Origin of the sequence: Vibrio sp. 10N.247.311.12, from assembly GCF_041467515.1 — a bacterium.
Lineage (GTDB): Bacteria > Pseudomonadota > Gammaproteobacteria > Enterobacterales > Vibrionaceae > Vibrio > Vibrio crassostreae_C.
The window spans coordinates 2,438-22,290 of sequence record NZ_JBFSUV010000017.1 but is presented as its reverse complement, the minus strand read 5'-3'; the positions used below and the strand labels follow the sequence as shown (position 1 = coordinate 22,290).

The 19,853-nt window shown below is 44.5% G+C and carries 20 protein-coding genes and 1 tRNA gene; 10 read left to right on the top strand and 11 right to left on the bottom strand.

Going from position 1 to position 19,853, the window contains the following annotated elements:
- The first annotated feature begins 38 nt into the window (after positions 1 to 38).
- The 5 genes from AB6E30_RS09390 to AB6E30_RS09370 all read left to right on the top strand — a co-directional run bounded on the left by AB6E30_RS09390 (position 39) and on the right by AB6E30_RS09370 (position 3,396).
- Entirely contained in the window at positions 39 to 668 is a 630-nt protein-coding gene (locus AB6E30_RS09390; RefSeq protein WP_120459707.1) for a phospholipid-binding protein MlaC, read from the top strand.
- Positions 668 to 976: a lipid asymmetry maintenance protein MlaB gene (locus AB6E30_RS09385; RefSeq protein ID WP_017058923.1), complete on the top strand. Its 309-nt coding sequence runs from the start codon at positions 668 to 670 to the stop codon at positions 974 to 976. Before AB6E30_RS09390 ends, AB6E30_RS09385 begins: the two co-directional genes overlap by 1 nt.
- Before the next feature lie 13 nt (positions 977 to 989).
- The gene (gene ibaG, locus AB6E30_RS09380) at positions 990 to 1,244 is read left to right on the top strand and encodes a BolA family iron metabolism protein IbaG (protein ID WP_017058924.1); all 255 of its coding nucleotides are present in this window, start codon (positions 990 to 992) and stop codon (positions 1,242 to 1,244) included.
- Between the two features lie 8 nt (positions 1,245 to 1,252).
- A complete protein-coding gene (murA, locus tag AB6E30_RS09375; RefSeq protein ID WP_017058925.1) occupies positions 1,253 to 2,518 on the top strand; it encodes a UDP-N-acetylglucosamine 1-carboxyvinyltransferase in 1,266 nt (421 codons plus the stop codon).
- A gap of 152 nt (positions 2,519 to 2,670) precedes the next feature.
- Entirely contained in the window at positions 2,671 to 3,396 is a 726-nt protein-coding gene (locus tag AB6E30_RS09370; protein WP_017058926.1) for a 1-acylglycerol-3-phosphate O-acyltransferase, read from the top strand.
- Between the two features lie 124 nt (positions 3,397 to 3,520).
- On the opposite strand, the gene AB6E30_RS09365 is transcribed toward AB6E30_RS09370, so the two are convergent.
- From AB6E30_RS09365 to arcA, 5 genes are all read right to left on the bottom strand, one after another.
- Positions 3,521 to 3,910, bottom strand: coding sequence for a RidA family protein (locus tag AB6E30_RS09365; protein WP_004735319.1), 390 nt, complete (start codon positions 3,908 to 3,910; stop codon positions 3,521 to 3,523).
- 136 nt (positions 3,911 to 4,046) lie between these two features.
- Positions 4,047 to 4,508, bottom strand: coding sequence for an aspartate carbamoyltransferase regulatory subunit (gene pyrI, locus AB6E30_RS09360; RefSeq protein ID WP_017058927.1), 462 nt, complete (start codon positions 4,506 to 4,508; stop codon positions 4,047 to 4,049).
- 12 nt (positions 4,509 to 4,520) lie between these two features.
- Complete coding sequence (gene pyrB / locus AB6E30_RS09355; protein WP_012604860.1) at positions 4,521 to 5,450, bottom strand: aspartate carbamoyltransferase; 930 nt, start codon at positions 5,448 to 5,450, stop codon at positions 4,521 to 4,523.
- 269 nt (positions 5,451 to 5,719) lie between these two features.
- Entirely contained in the window at positions 5,720 to 6,721 is a 1,002-nt protein-coding gene (locus tag AB6E30_RS09350; protein WP_372103367.1) for an ornithine carbamoyltransferase, read from the bottom strand.
- A gap of 156 nt (positions 6,722 to 6,877) precedes the next feature.
- A complete protein-coding gene (gene arcA, locus AB6E30_RS09345) occupies positions 6,878 to 8,098 on the bottom strand; it encodes an arginine deiminase (protein WP_372103365.1) in 1,221 nt (406 codons plus the stop codon).
- Positions 8,099 to 8,674: 576 nt separating this feature from the next.
- Here arcA and rraB point away from each other — a divergent pair.
- Both rraB and AB6E30_RS09335 read left to right on the top strand, forming a co-directional pair.
- Positions 8,675 to 9,091, top strand: coding sequence for a ribonuclease E inhibitor RraB (gene rraB / locus AB6E30_RS09340; protein WP_017058930.1), 417 nt, complete (start codon positions 8,675 to 8,677; stop codon positions 9,089 to 9,091).
- A gap of 125 nt (positions 9,092 to 9,216) precedes the next feature.
- Positions 9,217 to 10,011 carry a glycosyl hydrolase 2 galactose-binding domain-containing protein gene (locus AB6E30_RS09335; RefSeq protein ID WP_017058931.1) on the top strand — a complete coding sequence of 265 codons (795 nt, stop codon included), beginning with the start codon at positions 9,217 to 9,219 and terminating at the stop codon, positions 10,009 to 10,011.
- A gap of 49 nt (positions 10,012 to 10,060) precedes the next feature.
- On the opposite strand, the gene AB6E30_RS09330 is transcribed toward AB6E30_RS09335, so the two are convergent.
- The 5 genes from AB6E30_RS09330 to pepA form a co-directional block, all read right to left on the bottom strand.
- A complete protein-coding gene (locus tag AB6E30_RS09330; protein WP_372103362.1) occupies positions 10,061 to 10,555 on the bottom strand; it encodes a GNAT family N-acetyltransferase in 495 nt (164 codons plus the stop codon).
- A gap of 47 nt (positions 10,556 to 10,602) precedes the next feature.
- Positions 10,603 to 11,007, bottom strand: coding sequence for a DUF2061 domain-containing protein (locus tag AB6E30_RS09325; RefSeq protein ID WP_017058933.1), 405 nt, complete (start codon positions 11,005 to 11,007; stop codon positions 10,603 to 10,605).
- A 228-nt stretch (positions 11,008 to 11,235) separates the two neighbouring features.
- Positions 11,236 to 14,109: a valine--tRNA ligase gene (locus AB6E30_RS09320; protein WP_048605869.1), complete on the bottom strand. Its 2,874-nt coding sequence runs from the start codon at positions 14,107 to 14,109 to the stop codon at positions 11,236 to 11,238.
- 102 nt (positions 14,110 to 14,211) lie between these two features.
- Positions 14,212 to 14,661, bottom strand: a complete 450-nt coding sequence (locus AB6E30_RS09315; RefSeq protein WP_017066664.1) for a DNA polymerase III subunit chi — start codon at positions 14,659 to 14,661, stop codon at positions 14,212 to 14,214.
- Between the two features lie 99 nt (positions 14,662 to 14,760).
- Complete coding sequence (gene pepA / locus AB6E30_RS09310) at positions 14,761 to 16,281, bottom strand: leucyl aminopeptidase (protein WP_017058936.1); 1,521 nt, start codon at positions 16,279 to 16,281, stop codon at positions 14,761 to 14,763.
- A 192-nt stretch (positions 16,282 to 16,473) separates the two neighbouring features.
- On the opposite strand from pepA, the gene lptF reads away from it, so the two are divergent.
- Positions 16,474 to 17,574 carry an LPS export ABC transporter permease LptF gene (lptF, locus tag AB6E30_RS09305; RefSeq protein ID WP_017058937.1) on the top strand — a complete coding sequence of 367 codons (1,101 nt, stop codon included), beginning with the start codon at positions 16,474 to 16,476 and terminating at the stop codon, positions 17,572 to 17,574.
- Between the two features lie 3 nt (positions 17,575 to 17,577).
- Entirely contained in the window at positions 17,578 to 18,648 is a 1,071-nt protein-coding gene (gene lptG / locus AB6E30_RS09300) for an LPS export ABC transporter permease LptG (protein ID WP_017058938.1), read from the top strand.
- Positions 18,649 to 18,712: 64 nt separating this feature from the next.
- On the opposite strand, the gene AB6E30_RS09295 is transcribed toward lptG, so the two are convergent.
- Positions 18,713 to 19,189, bottom strand: a complete 477-nt coding sequence (locus AB6E30_RS09295; protein WP_102427921.1) for an RDD family protein — start codon at positions 19,187 to 19,189, stop codon at positions 18,713 to 18,715.
- 194 nt (positions 19,190 to 19,383) lie between these two features.
- Between AB6E30_RS09295 and AB6E30_RS09290 the strand changes: the two genes are divergently transcribed.
- Positions 19,384 to 19,468, top strand: a tRNA-Leu gene (locus AB6E30_RS09290).
- Positions 19,469 to 19,853 lie beyond the last annotated feature (385 nt).

Sequence of the window (19,853 nt, the reverse complement as noted above, 5' to 3'; positions counted from 1 at the left end):
CTATTAGTTATTTAAAAGCTATTGGTTACTTGAAATCAATGTTTATGGCGGCAATGGCGTTGCTTATTTCTACCCAAGCCTTTGCTGCAGAATCGATTGACCGTACTCAGCCTTACCAGATGATGACTCAAGTTGCCGAAGTGGCATTTGAGCGTTTGAAGAGTGAACAAGACAACATCCACCAAGATCCAGAGTTATTGAAGGTCATCGTGGAAGAAGAGTTGATGCCTTATGTGAATGCACAATATGCAGCTCTTAAGTTACTTGGACCAAACTTGAAAGGCGCGGATAGAAAAGACGTGGGCGTGTTTATCGATTCATTCCGTAAATACCTTGTTTCTTCTTATGCCCAAGTGCTGACTCAATACACAGATCAGACGATTGAATTTGGTCCAGAACCAAAAATCAAAGCGGATAGCCGCATTACCAGTATCAAGGTCGACATCATCGATACGCCACGACCAAACATTAAGCTTGAATTTAAGCTTCGCAAAGACAAGAAATCTGGCGAGTGGAAAGCATTTGATATGGTTGCCGAAGGTATTAGCTTGTTGTCGAGCAAGCAATCGGAGTGGAATACTAAGATTCGTCAAGAAGGCATCTTACAAGTTGCAGACGAACTAGAGAAATTAGCCGCACAACCGATTCGTTTTGAGAGTAACAAATAATGAGCCATTCTCAATGGCAAGCACTAAGCTCTAAAGAGTATCAACTGTTCGGTGATTTAGACCGAGACAGTGTCCCTGCAATCTGGCGTATATTGGAAAAGTGGCAAACGACGGAATCGAGCGTTGAAATTGACCTTAGCCATATAAATCGAGTCGATTCAGCAGGAATGGTGATGCTAATTCACTTATTAGAGCATGCAAAAAATCAAAACTGTCATATAATGCTCAGTTTCGTGCCAGAACAATTACGAACGTTGTTCCAATTGAGCAATATCCAGCCAATGATGGCAGAACACATAAAAAATTAGGCAGGAGCTATTTGTGGACAGCACAAAAGTACAAGAATTATTAGCAGAAGCACTGAACCTTCAGGAAATTTTCGTGAAAGGGGAAGGCAGTCATTACGAAGTTGTTGCGGTTGATCCATGTTTTGACGGCATGAATCGAGTTAAGAAGCAGCAACTAATCTACGGCCCACTAATGGAATACATTCAACGCAATGACATCCATGCTCTTTCTATTAAGGCTTTCACGCCGGAAGAGTGGGAACGTGATAAGAAACTGATGTCACTTTAAGGTTTATGATGGAAAAGTTTCGAGTTATTGGATCGGATAAGCCGCTAAGCGGTGAAGTGACGATCTCAGGCGCAAAAAATGCAGCGCTACCTATCTTATTTGCTTCAATTCTTGCTGAAGAGCCAGTGGAAGTAAGTAACGTTCCTCACCTACGTGACATCGATACTACGATGGAACTGCTTAAGCGTTTAGGCGCAAAAGTATCGCGTAATGGTAGTGTTCATGTTGATGGCAGCGAAATTAATGAATTTTGTGCGCCTTACGATTTAGTGAAAACAATGCGTGCTTCTATCTGGGCTTTAGGTCCTCTAGTCGCTCGTTTTGGTGAAGGCCAAGTGTCACTTCCAGGCGGTTGTGCAATTGGTGCTCGACCTGTTGATCTGCATATCCACGGCCTAGAGCAACTAGGTGCGACCATTAAGTTGGAAGATGGTTATGTGAAAGCAAGTGTTGATGGCCGTCTGAAAGGCGCGCACATCGTGATGGATAAAGTAAGTGTGGGTGCCACCATTACTATCATGTGTGCAGCAACGCTAGCGGAAGGAACAACAGTACTCGATAACTCAGCGCGTGAGCCTGAGATTGTTGATACGGCTGACTTCCTAAACAAACTGGGTGCTAAAATTTCTGGCGCAGGTACAGATACGATTACTATCGAAGGCGTTGAACGTCTTGGTGGTGGCCAACACTCTGTGGTTGCTGACCGTATTGAAACAGGTACTTTCCTGGTTGCTGCTGCTGTTTCTGGCGGTAAAGTGGTTTGTCGCAACACCAACGCTCATCTTCTTGAAGCTGCCTTAGCGAAGCTTGAAGAAGCGGGTGCGAAGGTTGAAACGGGCGAAGACTGGATCAGTCTTGATATGACGGGTCGTGAACTGAAAGCGGTGAAAATCGTAACGGCACCTCACCCTGGTTTCCCAACCGACATGCAAGCACAGTTTACTCTGCTTAACATGATGGCGAAGGGCAGTGGTGTTATCACTGAGACTATCTTTGAAAACCGTTTTATGCACATTCCTGAGTTACAGCGAATGGGTGCAAAAGCGGAAATCGAAGGTAACACGGCTATCTGTGGTGAAACGGAAAAACTGAGCGGCGCTCAAGTAATGGCAACGGACCTTCGCGCATCTGCGAGCCTTGTTATTGCTGGCTGTATTGCTCAAGGTGAAACCATCGTTGACCGTATTTATCACATCGATCGTGGCTACGATAAGATTGAAGATAAATTGTCAGCCTTAGGCGCAAACATTACACGATTTAGTGAGTCGAACTAACCTAGGTTAGTGGATTCATGAATCAGTAAGATGAAAACATAAAAGTCGGAACCTTGGTTTCGGCTTTTTTATAGTTGTATTTACCGCGAGTAAATCTATTGCTCATTTTTGCGCGAATAGATGAATCAACTTGGCGGTCGGTGAGGAACAAAATGATAGCAATATTACGTATTTTCGCAGTGGCGATATTTGCGATTCTTATGTTTGTATTTGGTTGTGGTTACTGCCTATTAAGTCCACGCAACCCGAAACACGTATTTACCTTTGGCCGTTATTTCGGTCGCATGTCGAAGATCTTCGGCATGAAGTTAGAGCTTCGCATCCCAGAAGATGCCTACTCTCGCGGCCAGCATGTTTATGTGGCGAACCACCAAAACAGCTGGGATCTATTCACGATTTCATCAGCGGTAACGCCAAAAGTGGTAACTGTTGGTAAGAAAAGCCTAGTGTGGATGCCTCTATTTGGTCAGCTTTACTGGTTGACGGGTAACATCCTAATTGACCGTGCTAACCGTAGCAAAGCGGTAGGTACGATTGATCAGGTCGTGACGAGTCTAAAAGAGAGCGATGTTTCAGTTTGGATGTTCCCTGAAGGCACCCGTTCTCGTGGCCGTGGTCTGCTGCCATTCAAAACAGGTGCATTCCATGCTGCGATTGGTGCTGGCTTGCCTATCATCCCTATCGTGTGTAGCTCAACCGGTGGCGTGAAGCTAAACCGTTGGAACAATGGTCACGTGATTGTTGAAATGCTGCCACCAATCAGCACTGAAGGCTACGACAAGTCTAATGTTCGTGAACTGGCTAACCTAGCTCGTGAGCAGATGGCTGCGAAACTTGAAGAGTTAGACAAAGAAGTGGTTGAGCTTAATAAAAAGTAATTATCTAAGCGAAACGATGAACAATAAAAAAGGTTGCCAACGGGGCAACCTTTTTTGTATCTAATAAACACTCAGCATTACGCTAAGTCGTTTATCCGAAGGTGTTTAATCTAGAGATTAAAAGCTATTTGCGAACCGCAATAGCTTCGATCTCGATACCTACATCTTTTGGTAGACGAGCTACTTCAACACATGAACGTGCAGGGTAGTTTGCAACGCCGTGCTCATCGAAGAATTTGCCGTAAACCTCGTTTACTGTGCCGAAGTCGTTTAGGTCTTTAACGAATACCGTTAGTTTTACGATGTCTTTTACAGTCAGGCCTGAAGCTTCAACAACCGCTTGAACGTTGTCTAGAGATTGGCGAGCTTGCTCTGCGATATCAGCAGATACTTCACCAGTTGCTGGGTTTACTGGGATTTGACCAGAAGTCAGTACCATGTTGCCAAGGTCAACGCCTTGTACGTATGGGCCGATTGCAGCTGGAGCAGATTCTGTGTGAAGTACTTTAGTCATTGGTTTATTCCATCAGTTATTAGATAAAAATCAATTTTCAGTGTGCCTTCAAACTTTGGATAGGTAAAGTGCAAAATACCCCGCACAGGCGAGGTATTTGATAGTTTTTACATTCGGTCTGCTTTGCCGTATGACGTTATCTTTCTGTTACGATCTCGCGAGAGAAGACTTTTTCGCAATACTTACACTTCAATCGAATATCTTCTTTCTTTTCAAAGATCTTAAAGCTACTTTCAACCGGTTCATTGTGAGTAATACAGTTGGTGTTTGGACACTCGAACACATCGTTGATTTGCTCAGGAAGTTCTAGTGGTAGTTTCTTAACCACTTCGTAATCTTCGATTTGATTCACTGTTGCGTGAGGCGCATAAAGTGCCAGCTTGCTCGCCTGTTCTTCTGTGATAAACACATTCTCAATCTTGAGCAGGTCTTTTCCGCCTAGTGCAGAAGACGGTAGATTCAGGCCAATCGTCACGCGCTGATGAGAATTGTGCATGTCGAACAGTTTTAGAACCTTGATCCCGATATTGGCTGGGATATGGTCGATAACAGTACCGTTTCTGATTGCTTCAACTTTTAATTGAGTCTCTTTAGACATTATATCTCTCCTCTACAGCGTTTCGTTAAGAACAAGGGCTAGCAATGCTTCACGGGCGTAAACACCATTCTCTGCTTGCTGGAAGTAGTAAGCGTAAGGTGTTTTATCGACATCGACAGTAATTTCATCAACGCGAGGAAGAGGGTGCAGAACCTTCAGGTTATCGCGTGCATTTTCCAGCATCGAAGCGGTCAGGATGTATGCGGATTTTATGTGCGCGTATTCTGACTCATCGAAGCGCTCTTTTTGAACTCGAGTCATGTACAAGACATCTAGTTCAGGAATCACATCTTCCATGTCCGTCAATAGTTGGTACTTGATGCCCGCTTCATCAAGCTCTTCGCAAATGTAGTCTGGCATCGCTAGTGCTTCTGGAGCCACGAAGTAGAAACAGATGTTGTCGAATTTTGCTAGTGCTTGAGTCAACGAGTGAACCGTACGGCCGTACTTAAGGTCACCAACGAATGCAACGTTTAGGTTGTCGAGGCGGCCTTGTGTCTCAGCTATAGAGAATAGGTCTAATAACGTTTGTGTTGGGTGTTGGTTTGCGCCGTCACCTGCGTTAATAACAGGAACACCGTTTGAGAACTCAGAAGCCAGACGCGCTGCGCCTTCTTGAGGGTGACGCATCACGTAAGCGTCAACGTATGAAGAGATAACCTGTACCGAGTCCGCTAGCGTTTCGCCTTTCTTTGCCAAAGAAGTGTTACCACCACTGTCGAAACCAATCACATCACCACCGATGCGTTGAATCGCAGTTTCAAAAGAGAGACGAGTTCGCGTAGAAGGTTCGAAGAAGCAGCTGGCAACAACTTTGTTCTTGATGAGTTCTGGGTTTGGCTCAGCCTTTAGCTGACCTGCCGTTTGAACAATTAATTCTAGCTCTTCACGAGAAAGCTCTGGAATTGAGATGATGTGCTTTTGATAGAGCGAATTCGCCATGATCTTCTTCCCCACAATAATGTATTGGCCATAAAAAAGCCCCCCATAATGGGAGGCTTTAAAAAAGTGCTGAAAAGCAGAATAGACGGCCTGGTAAGCATCTTAGCTTACGAGCAATATTTGGTGTTTTCACAATATTACTATGTGTTATCACAATATTGGTTGGCGTCATTTTCACTACTCTCAGACAAATTGCCGAGAATTATACGCTTTCAATTTGTGAGCGCAAGCGATTACATCAAGCTTTTGTTTACTTTCATTATTGTCTATTAACCAAGCGTCGCGACCATCACCGCCTTGATGGTGTGCATGCGATTTTCAGCTTCATCAAATACAATCGAGTAGTCAGATTCAAACACTTCGTCAGTCACTTCCAAGCCGTTCATTCCATACTTGTCAGAGACTTGCTGACCAATCACAGTTTCATTGTTGTGGAAAGCGGGTAGGCAGTGCATGAACTTCACTTGAGGGTTACCAGTTAGCTTAATGACATCCATATTCACTTGGTATGGTTTCATTACCGCCACACGTTCGTCCCAAGCTTCAGGGGCTTCGCCCATCGAAACCCAAACATCGGTGTATAGGTAATCACAACCTTTCACGCCTTCAGCAACGTCTTCAGTTAACGTGATTTTTGCGCCAGTGTTTTGCGCAATGGTTTGGCACTCTTCAACAAGCTGCTCTTCTGGCCAAAAGGCTTTTGGCGCGACAAGGCGAATATCCATACCCATTTTAGCTGCACCCACTAACAGAGAATTACCCATGTTGTTACGTGCATCACCTAGGTAAGCAAAACTGATTTGATGTAGATGTTTACCACGACCATGCTCAAGCATAGTGAGGAAATCAGCCAAGATCTGAGTAGGGTGGAACTCATCGGTTAAGCCATTCCAAACCGGTACACCGGCATAAGCGCCTAGGTCTTCGACAATGCTTTGGCCAAACCCTCGGTATTCAATGCCATCGTACATGCGACCTAATACACGCGCCGTATCTTTCATTGATTCTTTCTGACCAATCTGAGAACCAGAAGGGCCTAAATAAGAGACTTGAGCACCTTGATCAAAAGCAGCTACCTCAAAAGCACATCGAGTTCGAGTGGATGCTTTTTCAAAGATCAAAGCGATGTTTTTACCGTTAAGCTTTTTCTGCTCTGTACCTGCATACTTAGCTTTTTTAAGGTCGGCAGACAGGTCGAGTAAAAACTGAATCTCTTTAGGAGTAAAGTCGAGAAGTTTTAGAAAGTTACGATTGCGAAGATTAAAGGCCATCTCTCGCTCCTTGCGTATATAGGATCAATGAAGAACTCAGTTAAACATAAAAATGCTATATTTGTGAATATTTATTTTATTAATTTGATAAAAAAGGCCAGTACAATGGTACTGGCCTAGATAAGTTAGTGTGTTCGTTTTATTGAGTTTTGTGGCTTAGATACCGTCTCTTTCGATAGGACAACTCATACAGCGAGCGCCACCTCGGCCACGACCTAGCTCATTGCCCGGAATCGTCAGAACTTCGATACCTGCTTTGTCGTATTTCTCATTGGTGTAAACATTACGCTCATAACCGATAACCGTACCCGGTTTCACTGTCAGTACGTTGTTTGCGTCATTCCACTGTTCACGCTCAGCTTCGTAGTTATCACCGCCGGTTGTGATGATCTTCAGTTGATCAAGGCCTAGCGCGCCTTCAATCGCTGACAGGTAGTTTTCAGCTTTCTCGACACGCATTTCGCCATTTTCTTTTGGCGTTAAGCGCCAAGTGTCTAGGTCTTTACGCACGATCTCTGGATAGACAGAGAACGTGTCGATATCCATGTGTGTCATCACCGTATCAAGGTGCATACAAGAGCGGTGTTTTGGTAGATCGATCGCAATCACTTCGGTAGCTTGGCCTGATCTAAATAAGCTAGCCGCTAGGTTTTCGACACCTTGTGGTTTAGTACGCTCTGAAATACCAACCAGTACCGCACCTTTACCGATAACCAGTACGTCACCGCCTTCAATGTTAGCGTTGTCGTAGTGAAGGTCTTCATCACCAAAGTACTTAATGAAATCTTGGCCTGCGAACACTGGGTGCCAGCGGTAGATAGCACGCAGGTGGTTCGTTTCACGTTGACGTGCAGGCTTCATCATCGGGTTAAGCGATACACCGCCATAAACCCAGCAAGAAGTATCTCGCGTAAATAGGTGGTTAGGCAGTGGCTCGATAACGAAATCGAGTGGTCGATGCATTTTAGGCAGCATCGATGATGATTTGATAGGAAGCTCAGAGTAGGCCAAGCCACCGAGTAAGATCGTTGCTAGATGCTCATTATCCATTTGAGCAAGGTAGTTTCTTAAGTCACGGGCGAAAGTCGGCCCATAACGGAAATCTGAGATTTGAGTATTCAGCAACCACTCACGAGCCTGAGATACGGCAAGCGTTTCTACTAGCAGGTCATGCAGCAGTAGTACTTCTACGTCTTGGCTGCGCAGCGTTGCTGCAAAGGCATCATGTTCTTCACCAGCGGCTTCAACGGCAAGTACATCATCAAATAGAAGATCATGACAGTTTGAAGGGGTGAGGTGGGTGAGTGCTCTTTCAGGTCTATTTAGGAGAACTCGTCTCAATTGACCGACTTCGGAGCCAACGTACAGCTTACTCATTTTGCATCCTTACTATTAATCCAGCGTCTATTTATGACAAGCTTGTCCGTAATATGCAAGTTTTGTAGATTGAGTTAATACAAGGTATTTGGGTAATAATTGGTCATAAAACCTGTGATTTTTAAGTTTATACAGATTAAATTCCAACTAACTGGCTATCGAACGGAACAACGTTTTTGAGGATCTATGCTCAATTCGTGGCTTGTTAGAATTGAATTTTGCTTATTAATCGTGATTTTTTATTCACTATTATGCACTTTTTGATAACAAGCTGAGGATTTATGCACCCCAAAAGCGGTTTAGCGTATGCACCTAACGTGACTAATCACGCAAGTTTTATTCAATAAGCCCTAAAGTGGCCACAAAAACGAAATGCTAAAATACGGCGCAGTTAATAAAATGTTGAAAATTTGTTTCTGTGATTTTGATTTCACTTTTGAATTGATATTGGCGCTGCGATCTCGCGATAAACTTACCTTTCTAGGCCTGATCTGGGTGGCTTTTCTGGACGATCCGTGCCATATTTCGTGGCAATCAAATTTGATCTTTTCATAGTCAACACTCTGGAGCAGACACATGTCTCACGAAGATGAATATCTATCAGTAGCGGAATTAATTGAATTTCAAAAGGAAGAGACTCGCGACATCATTACAGCATTAATTGAAGATGGTAGCGATCCTGAAGCTCTATACGATATCGAGCATCACCTATTTGCTGAAGATTTCGATGTGCTTGAGAAAGCGGTTGTTGAAGCATTCAAAATGGGCTTTGAAGTGCTTGAAGCTGAAGAGACAGAAGACGAAGATGGCAATAAGCTACTTTGTTGTGATGCAACGATGCAATGTACTCTGAATGCAGAAGCGATTGATGAGCAAGTTGAGAAGCTTGTAAACCTTGCAGAGAAGTTTGACATTATCTACGACGGTTGGGGCACTTACTACGAAGGTGAAGATGCTATCTACCCAGACGAAGATGATGAAGGCGAAGAGTAATTCTTTCCCAATTTTAAAAAATGCCAGCCTCGAGCTGGCATTTTTTTACCCTCAGAAAAATAAATGTCTTTATATGCATTCATTCATTATAATGCGGTCAAAATTGATCTAGCTCAAGGAATGATATGCGGTTGCTTCTCGATGGTCTTTGGCAAATTTCGCCACTGACGGATCTCTCTATCCCACAAGATGACATCACCTTTCCGGCTCCGTTAAGCTCAAAGCTCCCTGATAGCTTGAGTGAAAGTCAAATTGCAGAGCAAGAGTGGCACCTGATGCACGACATCGAAGTGGATGACGCTATGTTAGCGTGTCCATTTGTTGAGTTAGTGATGGCTGGAGTCGATTATTTTGCTGAAGTTCGACTTAATGGTGTGGCTGTTTTTGATTGTGATGGTAGCCAAGCTGAATACCGTAAAGATATCCGTCCTTATATGCAGTCCGGCCGAAACCGTTTCGAGATCCTTTTCCTTGAAGAAGAGGAGAGCCTATTGCTTGAAGAAGACATGGATGACTCTGTATCTTCACAGGCTATCGCTAAATCTGATTCACGCATCGGGATTTGGCAAGCGCCATACCTGCAGTTCGTTCGAAACGTCAAGCTAGAGCAAGTTGTCACAGAGCAGATCTGGCACCACGGTGGTGGCTGTGAGTTTAAAGTGGATGTTATCTATCAAACGCTAAAGGCGGGGTTAGTATCGGCATCCATCAAGTTTAATGGTATGACTCTCGTGATGCCGATTGATGTACGCGCTGAACATACTGGCGTCGTGTTCCAGGTCGAAGCTCCTATCATTTTTGATATTGAGAATCCTAACCCCAAGTATCTATACCCATTAGAAGTGGTACTTGATGGGCAAGAAGAGAGTTCTTTTGTTGCCTTGAACCCAACTTCTTGCGTCAGTAACTTTCTACGTTAACTCCGTATATTTTAGCGTTATCTTCTTTCGCTATAGCGGCGCATTCTGCTTATAACGACTTGGCCATGACAACCTCACAAGCGTCGTGGCCTGTTTCTCCCCAAGCTGACTCAAGATGCTCAAACCCAAGCTTCTCATAGAGTTTGACCGCAGCACCCAAGTACTTCGTCGTTTCTAAATACATGTGTTGATACCCAACTTGCTTGGCTTGCTTTAAGCTCAAAGCGACAATTCGCTTGGCTAGGCCATGCCCTCGAGTTTGCGGTAAGAAGTACATCTTTTGTAGCTCACACACATTGGGTTTACCTGCTAGAGGGGCAAAGCCACCGCCTCCGACGATCTTTCCGTTGTGTTCGATAACCCAGTACATTGCATTCGCTTGGCTATAGACAGAGTACATATCATCGAGTGTTGGGTCGGCTACGCCATAACCTTTATCTTCTGTGAGTCCATGCTCAGCCGAAACTTGGCGAATGATTTGTGCGATGCTTGGGTTGTCTTGCGGTGTAATGGGTCTAAGGGTGAACTCAGCAATTTGTTCCATGATCTGCCTATGAAAGGGTCACTAATATGTGACCCAATATATGGTGACTAAGCATGTTGGTGCAAACAGAATTGTTGTTGTGCCATTTGGTCGCCTGATTTACGTAACCAGACTTTCTCGTGGAAGTAGTAAGCAACGGTATTTAAAGTTGGCTCTAGCAAAGCCATCACACCGCCGATAAAAGCATCTCCAGTCAACAAGTAGACAACAGTAAAGGCAACACTAAAGTGGATGGTAGCAAAGCTTGCTGTTTTTAATTTGGTCATCCACTGACGAGCTTTAAGAGCAGGAACTTGAGCCCACGCCTTTTCATGAAAATAGAAGGCAACAGTATTCACAGAAGGCTCAATCATAGCGATTAAGCTACCAATTAAGATGTCGCCTGTTAGTACATAAGCGACACTAAATGCGATAGTAAAATGTAATGCAGCAAAGGTTAGTGTCTTTTTCATGATAATTACTCAATCGTTGTGTTGTTTCGATAGGTCTATTATTGAGAATTATTATCATTAAGTATAATGGGAAGTAGAGATTAATTTGATAGATGAAACCTATCAATCAGTGCGGCTAGAGTGAGAAGCATTGGAATATTGGAATCAGGGACATAAAAAAAGGCTGGTCACCAAGACCAACCTTTCTATTTAGACCGAGAAGTTTGAAGCCTTCTCGTTCACTCGGTTTTAAAGCGCAGCGATTGTCGCTTTTTGCTCTTCAAGCTTAACAAGAGTTTCCTTGTAGCCTTCAAGCTTTTCACGCTCTTTCGCGATAACTGCTTCTGGTGCTTTAGCAACGAAACCTTCGTTACCTAGCTTACCTTCGATACGTTTAATCTCGCCGTGAGTCTTAGCGACTTCTTTATCTAGACGAGCAAGCTCTGCATCTTTGTCGATAAGACCCGCCATTGGGATCATCAACTCAGATTTGCCAACCAGTTTAGTTGCACAAGCAGGAGTCTCTTCACCATCAGCTAGAACTTTAATATCGTCTAGCTTAGCTAGAGAAGTAAGAACGATCTTGTTCGCTTCGATACGAGCGGCATCTTTCTCATCAGCAACCTTGATCATTACTTCTAAGCCTTGGCTTGGTGCAATGTCGTATTCCGCACGTAGGTTACGGATAGCAGTGATGAAAGTCTTAACCCATTCGATGTCGTCAACGATCTCAGCATTGAAGTTAGCTTCATTAAACTGAGGAAGCGCTTGAGTCATGATTGTCTCGCCTTCAACGCCGTCTACTAGCGGCTTAACGCTCTGCCAGATAGATTCAGTGATGTAAGGAAGAACAGGGTGAGCAAGACGCAGAGTCTTCTCAAGAACCGTGATAAGCGTGTAACGAGTCGCTTGTTGTTGAGCTTCAGTACCTTTCCAAAGAACAGGTTTAGTTAGCTCTAAATACCAGTCACAGAATTGGTTCCAGATGAATTCGTAAAGCGTGTTTGCTGCCATGTCTAGACGGTAGTTGTCTAGGTGAGCATTAAACTCTTTCGCTGCAACTTCAAACTGAGACTCAATCCACTTATCGGCTAGAGAGAATTCCATGTTTGCACGGTCTTCTACAGACAGTGACATGCCACAGTCGTGCTCTTCTGTGTTCATCAGTACGTAACGGCTTGCGTTCCATAGCTTGTTACAGAAGTTACGGTAACCTTCAAGACGCTTCATATCCCAGTTGATGTCACGGCCAGTTGAAGCCATAGCAGCAAGAGTGAAACGCAGTGCGTCAGTACCGTATGGTTCGATACCGTTTTCGAAAGTCTTACGTGTCGCTTTTTCGATCTTAGCAGCCAGTTTAGGTTGCATCATGTTGCCACAACGCTTTTCTACTAGCTCTTCAAGGCCGATGCCGTCAATCATGTCGATTGGGTCAAGTACGTTACCTTTCGACTTAGACATCTTGTCGCCGTTTTCATCACGGATAAGACCCGTCATGTAAACAGTTTTGAAAGGTACTTGAGCCTTGCCATCTTCGTCTTTCACGAAGTGCATGGTCATCATGATCATACGAGCAACCCAGAAGAAGATAATATCAAAACCAGATACTAGTACTTCAGATGGGTGGAATGTTTTCAGTGCTTCAGTATCTTCAGGCCAGCCTTGTGTGCCGAACGTCCAAAGTGCAGAAGAGAACCAAGTATCCAGTACGTCGTCGTCTTGCTTAAGCACAACAACAGGCGCTAGGTTGTTCTTTTCACGAACTTCTTCTTCAGTGCGACCTACGTAAACTTTACCATCGTTGTCGTACCATGCTGGGATACGATGTCCCCACCAAAGTTGACGAGAGATACACCAGTCTTGCACGTCACGCATCCACGCGAAGTACATGTTTTCGTATTGTTTAGGTACGAATTGGATTTGGCCATCTTCAACCGCTTTAACTGCTGGCTCAGCAAGAGGTGCTGTACGCACGTACCATTGGTCAGTCAGCATTGGTTCGATAACCACGCCACCACGGTCGCCGTAAGGGACAGTTAGGTCGTGATCTTTGATCTCTTCAAGAAGACCAAGCTCATCGAATTCAGCAACGATAGCTTTACGTGCAGCAAAACGCTCCATGCCTTGGTACTTAGCGGGGATATCTGTTGAGTAAACATCGCTTTCTTCGCCGTTCGTTGTGAAGACTTCAGCAGCATCACGGATATCAGCGTTGAACGTTAGGATGTTGATCATTGGTAGGTTGTTGCGCTTACCCACTTCGTAATCGTTAAAGTCATGAGCTGGAGTGATCTTCACACAACCCGTGCCTTTTTCCATGTCTGCGTGCTCATCGCCTACGATAGGGATAAGACGGTTTACAACAGGAAGTAGGATTTCTTTGCCGATAAGATCTTTGTAACGAGGATCTTCTGGGTTAACAGCAACACCAGTATCGCCAAGCATGGTTTCTGGACGAGTAGTCGCAACAACGATGTAGTCTTTACCATCAGCCGTTTTAACACCGTTCGCTAGCGGGTAGCGGAAGTGCCACATGAAACCTTTTTTGTCTTTGTTTTCAACTTCAAGATCCGAGATTGCAGTGTGCAGTTTAGGATCCCAGTTTACTAGACGCTTACCACGGTAGATTAGGTCTTCTTCGTATAGACGAACAAACACTTCTTGAGTCGCAGCCGATAGGCCGTCATCCATAGTGAATCGTTCACGATCCCAATCTACAGATGCACCAAGACGACGAAGTTGTTGAGTGATCGTGCCACCTGATTCGCCTTTCCATTCCCAGATCTTGTCGATGAAAGCTTCACGGCCGTAGTCGTGTTTTGTTTTGCCTTCTTCGGCAGCAATCTTACGCTCAACAACCATTTGAGTTGCGATACCAGCGTGGTCAGTACCCACTTGCCAAAGCGTGTTTTTGCCTTTCATACGTTGAGCACGGATAAGCGTATCCATGATCGTATCTTGGAACGCGTGACCCATGTGTAGGCTGCCAGTGACGTTCGGTGGCGGGATCATGATGCTGTAAGCTTCTTTTGATGTGTCACCGTGTGGCTTAAAGTAGCCTTTCTCTTCCCAAGTCTTATACAGAGCTTGTTCGATTGATGTTGGGTTGTATGTCTTTTCCATAGTGCTCTTAAACGGATACTGTGAATGGTTAATCGTGGTCAAACTTCATAAGTGAAGCTTCTTGAATCTAAATCCAAAGATAGCTTTAACTATGAGGTTTGACTATGGATGTTGAATCTCGATAGTTTGTAGCTGATATCTAGCTTGACGGTAAATTTTATACCTTTCTCGAGCGAGTTGCTTAGCTTTTTCTTCGCAAGGGACGAAGTCTATCACCTGAGCAAAGGCGTTCGCAAAGGTTGTATGATTATCGGCCAGATTAATTACTAGCTGACGATTCCAATTATGTTTTACGCCTTGATAGCCAATTTCGATGTTGGTTGAATACTTCGGGCCTTCGCCAACCAAGTTGTGCGCAATAAAATCACAGGGTTCGACTTGCCAGAAAACTTCAGCAATACGCTCGGCATGCTCTTTGTCATTACAGTTGAGATAAAGTTTAGCGCCTTGTTTTGCAAAGTGCTGAGCAAGAAACAGCACATAGTGAGCAAAACCATCTTCGCTGGCTTGCGGGCTGTCTGAAGGCACAATGTAAAATGTAGCAGTCTGCATACTTAATACTCGAACTGAAAATCGTGGATATCAATGTTACTTGGTTAACAGGGTCTAACAAATAGCGCTTATTAAAAAAGGGCCCGTAGGCCCTTTTTATTATTTTGAAGATTGCTCTTCAGTCTCTTGGCCGCTGCGGTTCAATAAGAATTGGACTAGCATTGAGACAGGACGACCTGTCGAGCCTTTCGCTGCGCCTGACTTCCAAGCTGTACCAGCACTGTCGATGTGTGCCCAGTGGTACTTCTTAGTGAATTTAGACAGGAAACAACCAGCAGTGATTGTGCCGCCAGGACGGCCACCGATGTTCGCCATATCAGCGAATGGGCTGTTTAGCTGCTCATGGTACTCGTCTGCCATTGGTAGACGCCATGCACGGTCACTTGCTTGCTCTGAAGCATTAACAAGTTCGTGAGAAAGTGGGTTGTGGTTCGATAGAACGCCACTGATGTGGTGACCTAGAGCGATAACACATGCGCCAGTTAGCGTAGCAACATCGACAACACAGTCAGGTTCAAAACGCTCAACGTAAGTTAGAGCATCACATAGAACCAAGCGACCTTCAGCATCAGTGTTGAGTACTTCAACCGTTTGGCCTGACATTGTCGTTAGGATATCACCTGGACGGTAAGCATTGCTGCCCGGCATGTTTTCACAACCGGCTAGGATACCAACCACGTTAATAGGCAGGTTCAGCTTAGCCAGTGCTTTCATTGTACCGAATACAGACGCCGCACCACACATGTCGTACTTCATCTCATCCATGCCTTCACCAGGCTTAAGCGAGATACCGCCTGAATCGAAAGTCAGACCTTTACCTACTAATACAATCGGCTTCGCATCTGGATCCGGAGCGCCTTTGTATTCCATGATAGACATCATCGATTCATTTTTAGAGCCACGGCCAACTGCTAGGTATGATGTCATACCCAGTTTTTCCATCTCTTCTTCGCCAATGATCTTAGTCTTCACTGTCTCGTAATCGTCGGCTAAACGACGAGCTTGAGAAGCAAGGTAAGCAGGGTTTGCGATGTTTGGTGGCATGTTGCCTAGATCTTTAGACGCTTTTACACCTGAAGCAATAGCAAGGCCGTGAGAGATTGCTTTCTCACCCAGGCTCAATTCGCGACGTGTTGGTACATTGAATACCAATTTACGTAGTGGGCGACGAGTCTCTGGCTTGTTGCTCTTGAATTGGTCAAATGTGTAAAGACCATCTTTAGTCGCTTCTACCGCTTGGCGAACTTTCCAATAAGTGTCGCGACCTTTAACGTGAAGTTCTGTAAGGAAACATACAGCTTCCATAGAACCTGTTTCGTTTAGTGTACTGATGGTTTTTTGGATAATTTCTTTGTATTGACGCTCGCCTAGCTCACGTTCTTTACCACAGCCTACCAGTAGAACACGTTCTGAAAGTACACCAGGTACTTGATGCAGTAGTAGCATCTGGCCAGGTTTACCCTCTAGATCACCGCGACGAAGCAGTGAACTAATGTAGCCATCGCTAATCTTATCTAATTGCTCGGCTACTGGAGAAAGGCGGCGCGGTTCGAATACACCGACAACGATACATGCGCTGCGCTGTTTCTCTGGGCTGCCACTTTTTACACTGAACTCCATGCGTACTCCTACATCCTGAAGACAAATCGAACTAAATGTTAGATAATGGGTTCTTACTTGTTGGATCCTATAATGGAACTAACCTTAAAGAAGAACGCTAACACTTAGCTAAAAATTTAAAAAAATAAAAGGTTCAACGGGAAATTATAGTGATTCAATCAAAAAAACAAGTTTTGTATAGGTAATTTGAGCGTGATTATTGTTAGATATTTGATCCGCGAGACAATCAAGAGCCAATTTGCGATCTTTTTTGTTCTCTTTCTCGTGTTTCTCAGCCAAAAATTCATCAGTGTTTTAGCGGATGCCTCTGATGGTGATATCCCTGCGAGTCTTATATTGTCGATTGTTGGCTTAAATATGCCAGCGATGGGCCTATTGATGCTTCCACTCAGTATCTATATTGGTATTTTGCTTACTTTTGGCCGCCTTTACGCTGAAAGTGAAATAGTGGTCATGAACGCCACCGGTATCGGTAATAAATTCCTGATCCAATCTGCGCTTTACCTCGCTTTAATTACGGCATCTGTTGCAGCCTTTAACTCATTTTGGTTATCTCCTTGGTCACAAGACAAAGTTGAACAAATGTATGAAGAAGTAGCTGCAGAGAACAGCGTTGATTTGCTACCAAAAGGTAAGTTTGAAGGTACGCCGGATGGCTCTTCTGTCGTGTTTATTGATGATATCGACGGTAATAAGTTAGAAAACGTGTTCGTAGCTCAAATGCGTCCGCGTGATTCTGTACTGCCAAGTGTGATGTTCTCGAAGTCAGGTGATGTAAAAGAGCTCAGTGATGGTCGCCAAGTGATCGTAATGTACGATGGTACTCGTCATGAAGGCATTCCGACTCGCCTCGACTACAGGGTGACGCACTTTGAAGAATACGAAGGCCTGATTGGTCAGCGTGAAGTTGAGAAGAAAGGTCGAGACTGGGAAGCGATCCCTACGCTTGAACTGATTGGTAACTCAAATAATAGTGCGAAAGCAGAGTTGCAGTGGCGTATTTCTTTGGTACTTTGTATTCCATTGTTGACCATGCTTGTCGTGCCACTGTCTGCGGTAAACCCTCGACAAGGTCGTTTTGCGAAAATCGGCCCAGCAATACTGATTTATCTCACCTATTTCTTAGCAATCAGTGCAACCAAGTCTTCAATCGAAGAGGGGAGCATTCCTGCGGTAATCGGCATGTGGCCAATCAATGCGTTATTGTTATTTGTCGCGATTGGTGCCAACTTTATGGATAGCGTGCCAGTAAGGCGTTTGAAAGAAAAATTCAAGAATAAGAGGTTGGCTTAAGCCGTGTTTAAGATTCTCGATTTATATATAGGCAGAACCATCATCGCAACGACGTCACTGGTATTGGTGACGTTTGTTGGTCTCTCTGGGATCATCAAATATGTAGAACAGCTAAGAAAAGTTGGCCGTGGTACATACGATCTATTACAAGCGCTGTATTTCGTTTTATTGAGTATCCCTCGTGATATCGAAATGTTCTTTCCAATGGCTGCATTGCTTGGCGCATTGATAGGGCTTGGTATGCTTGCTGCAAGTTCTGAGCTTGTCGTTATGCAGGCAGCTGGTTTCTCTAAGTTAGATATCGGCCTATCAGTACTTAAAACAGCTATTCCACTGATGATCGTGGTGACATTGCTTGGTCAATGGGGAGCACCGCAAGCGCAGAAAATGGCTCGTGATTTAAGAACTATCTCGATTGCTGGTGGTAATATTATTTCGACGCAAAGTGGTGTCTGGGCTCGTGATGCCAATGACTTCATCTTCATTGTCAAAATCGATGACCAGAAGCTATATGGAATGAACATGTGGCGCTTTGATGAAAACAAGGCACTTAAAACCGCTATTTATTCTGACGAAGTTGATTACGTTGGAGACAACGTGTGGACGATGAAGGATGTAGAGATCACGTCTTTTGAAAACGAACTTCAAATTACTAAAGAAAGTTTACCGACTTACTCTTGGGAAACGTCATTAGCTCCAGATAAGTTGGCGATAGTAACGGTTAAACCAGAAGAGCTATCGTTAAGTGGGTTGTATGATTATGTTTCTTATCTGAAGGCGTCAGAGCAAGATGCATCACGCTATGAATTGGCGCTGTGGAGAAAGATAACCCAGCCAATTTCTATTGCGGTTATGATGTTGATGGCACTGTCGTTTATCTTTGGTCCTTTGCGTAGTGTGACCATGGGTGCGAGGATTTTGTCAGGTGTTATTGCTGGCTTTACCTTCTATATATCCAGTGAGTTCTTTGGCCCAGTGAGTTTGGTTTATCAAATACCACCCGCCTTTGGCGCAATAGCCCCGAGCGTGGTGTTCCTTGGAATTGCCATCATGCTCTTGAGGCGGAAACTGTAAATAGTAAAAAGGAAGGCATAACGCCTTCCTTTTTTGATCTTGATTGGAGCTAACTTAAATCACATTATCGTGCTTGTGGTAACACAACGACTTCGGTCTTTGCCCAGATATCGTGAAAGCCACGCTTTTTTGGATCGAATGGAACACATAGGTTTGCCAATCCAAAACCTGAAGTACCTAAACGAATCAGCGCCTGAGTTACTGTGATCGCTGAGCCATCTTTGTTTTGAACGCGCAGCTTCCAAGCTCTCATGCCGAGAGTTTGACCAGCTCTAGTCCAGAAGAACACGAAGAAATATACCCAAACGGCGACTAAGTAAAAGGTATATGCAGGGCTCCAAATCGGATGGTTGGTTAAGAAGTCACTAACATCTGCATAACCGCTGTGGTTAAAAATGCCGAGAGCCATGAGCGCGTGCAGTAGAGCGACAATGACGCCAGCCGCCAACATTTCAATAGCGATTACAATAAGGGCGTCATAGAACAAAGCACCAAATCGGCGCATGACTCCTGCTGGTGGCAGAGTGTTTGTTGATGTCATGTGTTATTACTTCTTTAAAAATTGAGGCGTCAGAATATAGTTTAAGGCTTAGCCTGAAAAGAGACATGACGCACAGCTTATGACTTAGTGGCGAAATTATCGGCAAACACACATGAATTCAAGTTTTTATACTTGCCACATCAGTTCGCATACGTATAATGCCAAACATCGAAAGGGCAATGCCCCAAGATAATGCCGGTATGGTGAAATTGGTATACACGACGGATTCAAAATCCGTTGCCTTCGGGCGTGGCGGTTCAAGTCCGCCTACCGGTACCATATTTAAATGACAAAGCCTCGACGAAAGTCGGGGCTTTGTTGTATCTGGGATATAGGAAGCGTTGCCTTCGCGGTGGCGGCAGGAATGCCTGTCCAATTAGTCCGCCTACCGGTACCAAACATAGAAAGGTCGCTTTTATAGCGACCTTTCGTCGTTTTGGGCGTTTGTGAATTTTAAATCCAGCGTGTCGGCTTGGATGCAAGCCCAGTCAAGTCGCCTACCGGTACCATATTTAGATAAAGCCCTGATCAGAAATGGTCGGGGCTTTGTTGTATCTGGGGTATAGGAAGCGTTGCCTTCGCGGTGGCGGCAGGAATGCCTGTCCAATAAGTCCGCCTACCGGTACCAAACATAGAAAGGTCGCTTTTATAGCGACCTTTCGTC

What these genes read in the sequence shown, in the direction of transcription:
- arcA (WP_372103365.1), bottom strand. Translation starts at nt 8,098, where the DNA reads ATGAGTAAGCTGTACGTTGGCTCCGAAGTCGGTCAATTGAGACGAGTT.
- AB6E30_RS09365 (WP_004735319.1), bottom strand. Translation starts at nt 3,910, where the DNA reads ATGACTAAAGTACTTCACACAGAATCTGCTCCAGCTGCAATCGGCCCA.
- AB6E30_RS09350 (WP_372103367.1), bottom strand. Translation starts at nt 6,721, where the DNA reads ATGGCCTTTAATCTTCGCAATCGTAACTTTCTAAAACTTCTCGACTTT.
- AB6E30_RS09370 (WP_017058926.1), top strand. Translation starts at nt 2,671, where the DNA reads ATGATAGCAATATTACGTATTTTCGCAGTGGCGATATTTGCGATTCTT.
- AB6E30_RS09325 (WP_017058933.1), bottom strand. Translation starts at nt 11,007, where the DNA reads ATGAAAAAGACACTAACCTTTGCTGCATTACATTTTACTATCGCATTT.
- AB6E30_RS09320 (WP_048605869.1), bottom strand. Translation starts at nt 14,109, where the DNA reads ATGGAAAAGACATACAACCCAACATCAATCGAACAAGCTCTGTATAAG.
- AB6E30_RS09315 (WP_017066664.1), bottom strand. Translation starts at nt 14,661, where the DNA reads ATGCAGACTGCTACATTTTACATTGTGCCTTCAGACAGCCCGCAAGCC.
- pyrI (WP_017058927.1), bottom strand. Translation starts at nt 4,508, where the DNA reads ATGTCTAAAGAGACTCAATTAAAAGTTGAAGCAATCAGAAACGGTACT.
- AB6E30_RS09390 (WP_120459707.1), top strand. Translation starts at nt 39, where the DNA reads ATGTTTATGGCGGCAATGGCGTTGCTTATTTCTACCCAAGCCTTTGCT.
- AB6E30_RS09385 (WP_017058923.1), top strand. Translation starts at nt 668, where the DNA reads ATGAGCCATTCTCAATGGCAAGCACTAAGCTCTAAAGAGTATCAACTG.
- AB6E30_RS09330 (WP_372103362.1), bottom strand. Translation starts at nt 10,555, where the DNA reads ATGGAACAAATTGCTGAGTTCACCCTTAGACCCATTACACCGCAAGAC.
- rraB (WP_017058930.1), top strand. Translation starts at nt 8,675, where the DNA reads ATGTCTCACGAAGATGAATATCTATCAGTAGCGGAATTAATTGAATTT.
- pyrB (WP_012604860.1), bottom strand. Translation starts at nt 5,450, where the DNA reads ATGGCGAATTCGCTCTATCAAAAGCACATCATCTCAATTCCAGAGCTT.
- AB6E30_RS09335 (WP_017058931.1), top strand. Translation starts at nt 9,217, where the DNA reads ATGCGGTTGCTTCTCGATGGTCTTTGGCAAATTTCGCCACTGACGGAT.
- murA (WP_017058925.1), top strand. Translation starts at nt 1,253, where the DNA reads ATGGAAAAGTTTCGAGTTATTGGATCGGATAAGCCGCTAAGCGGTGAA.
- pepA (WP_017058936.1), bottom strand. Translation starts at nt 16,281, where the DNA reads ATGGAGTTCAGTGTAAAAAGTGGCAGCCCAGAGAAACAGCGCAGCGCA.
- AB6E30_RS09295 (WP_102427921.1), bottom strand. Translation starts at nt 19,189, where the DNA reads ATGACATCAACAAACACTCTGCCACCAGCAGGAGTCATGCGCCGATTT.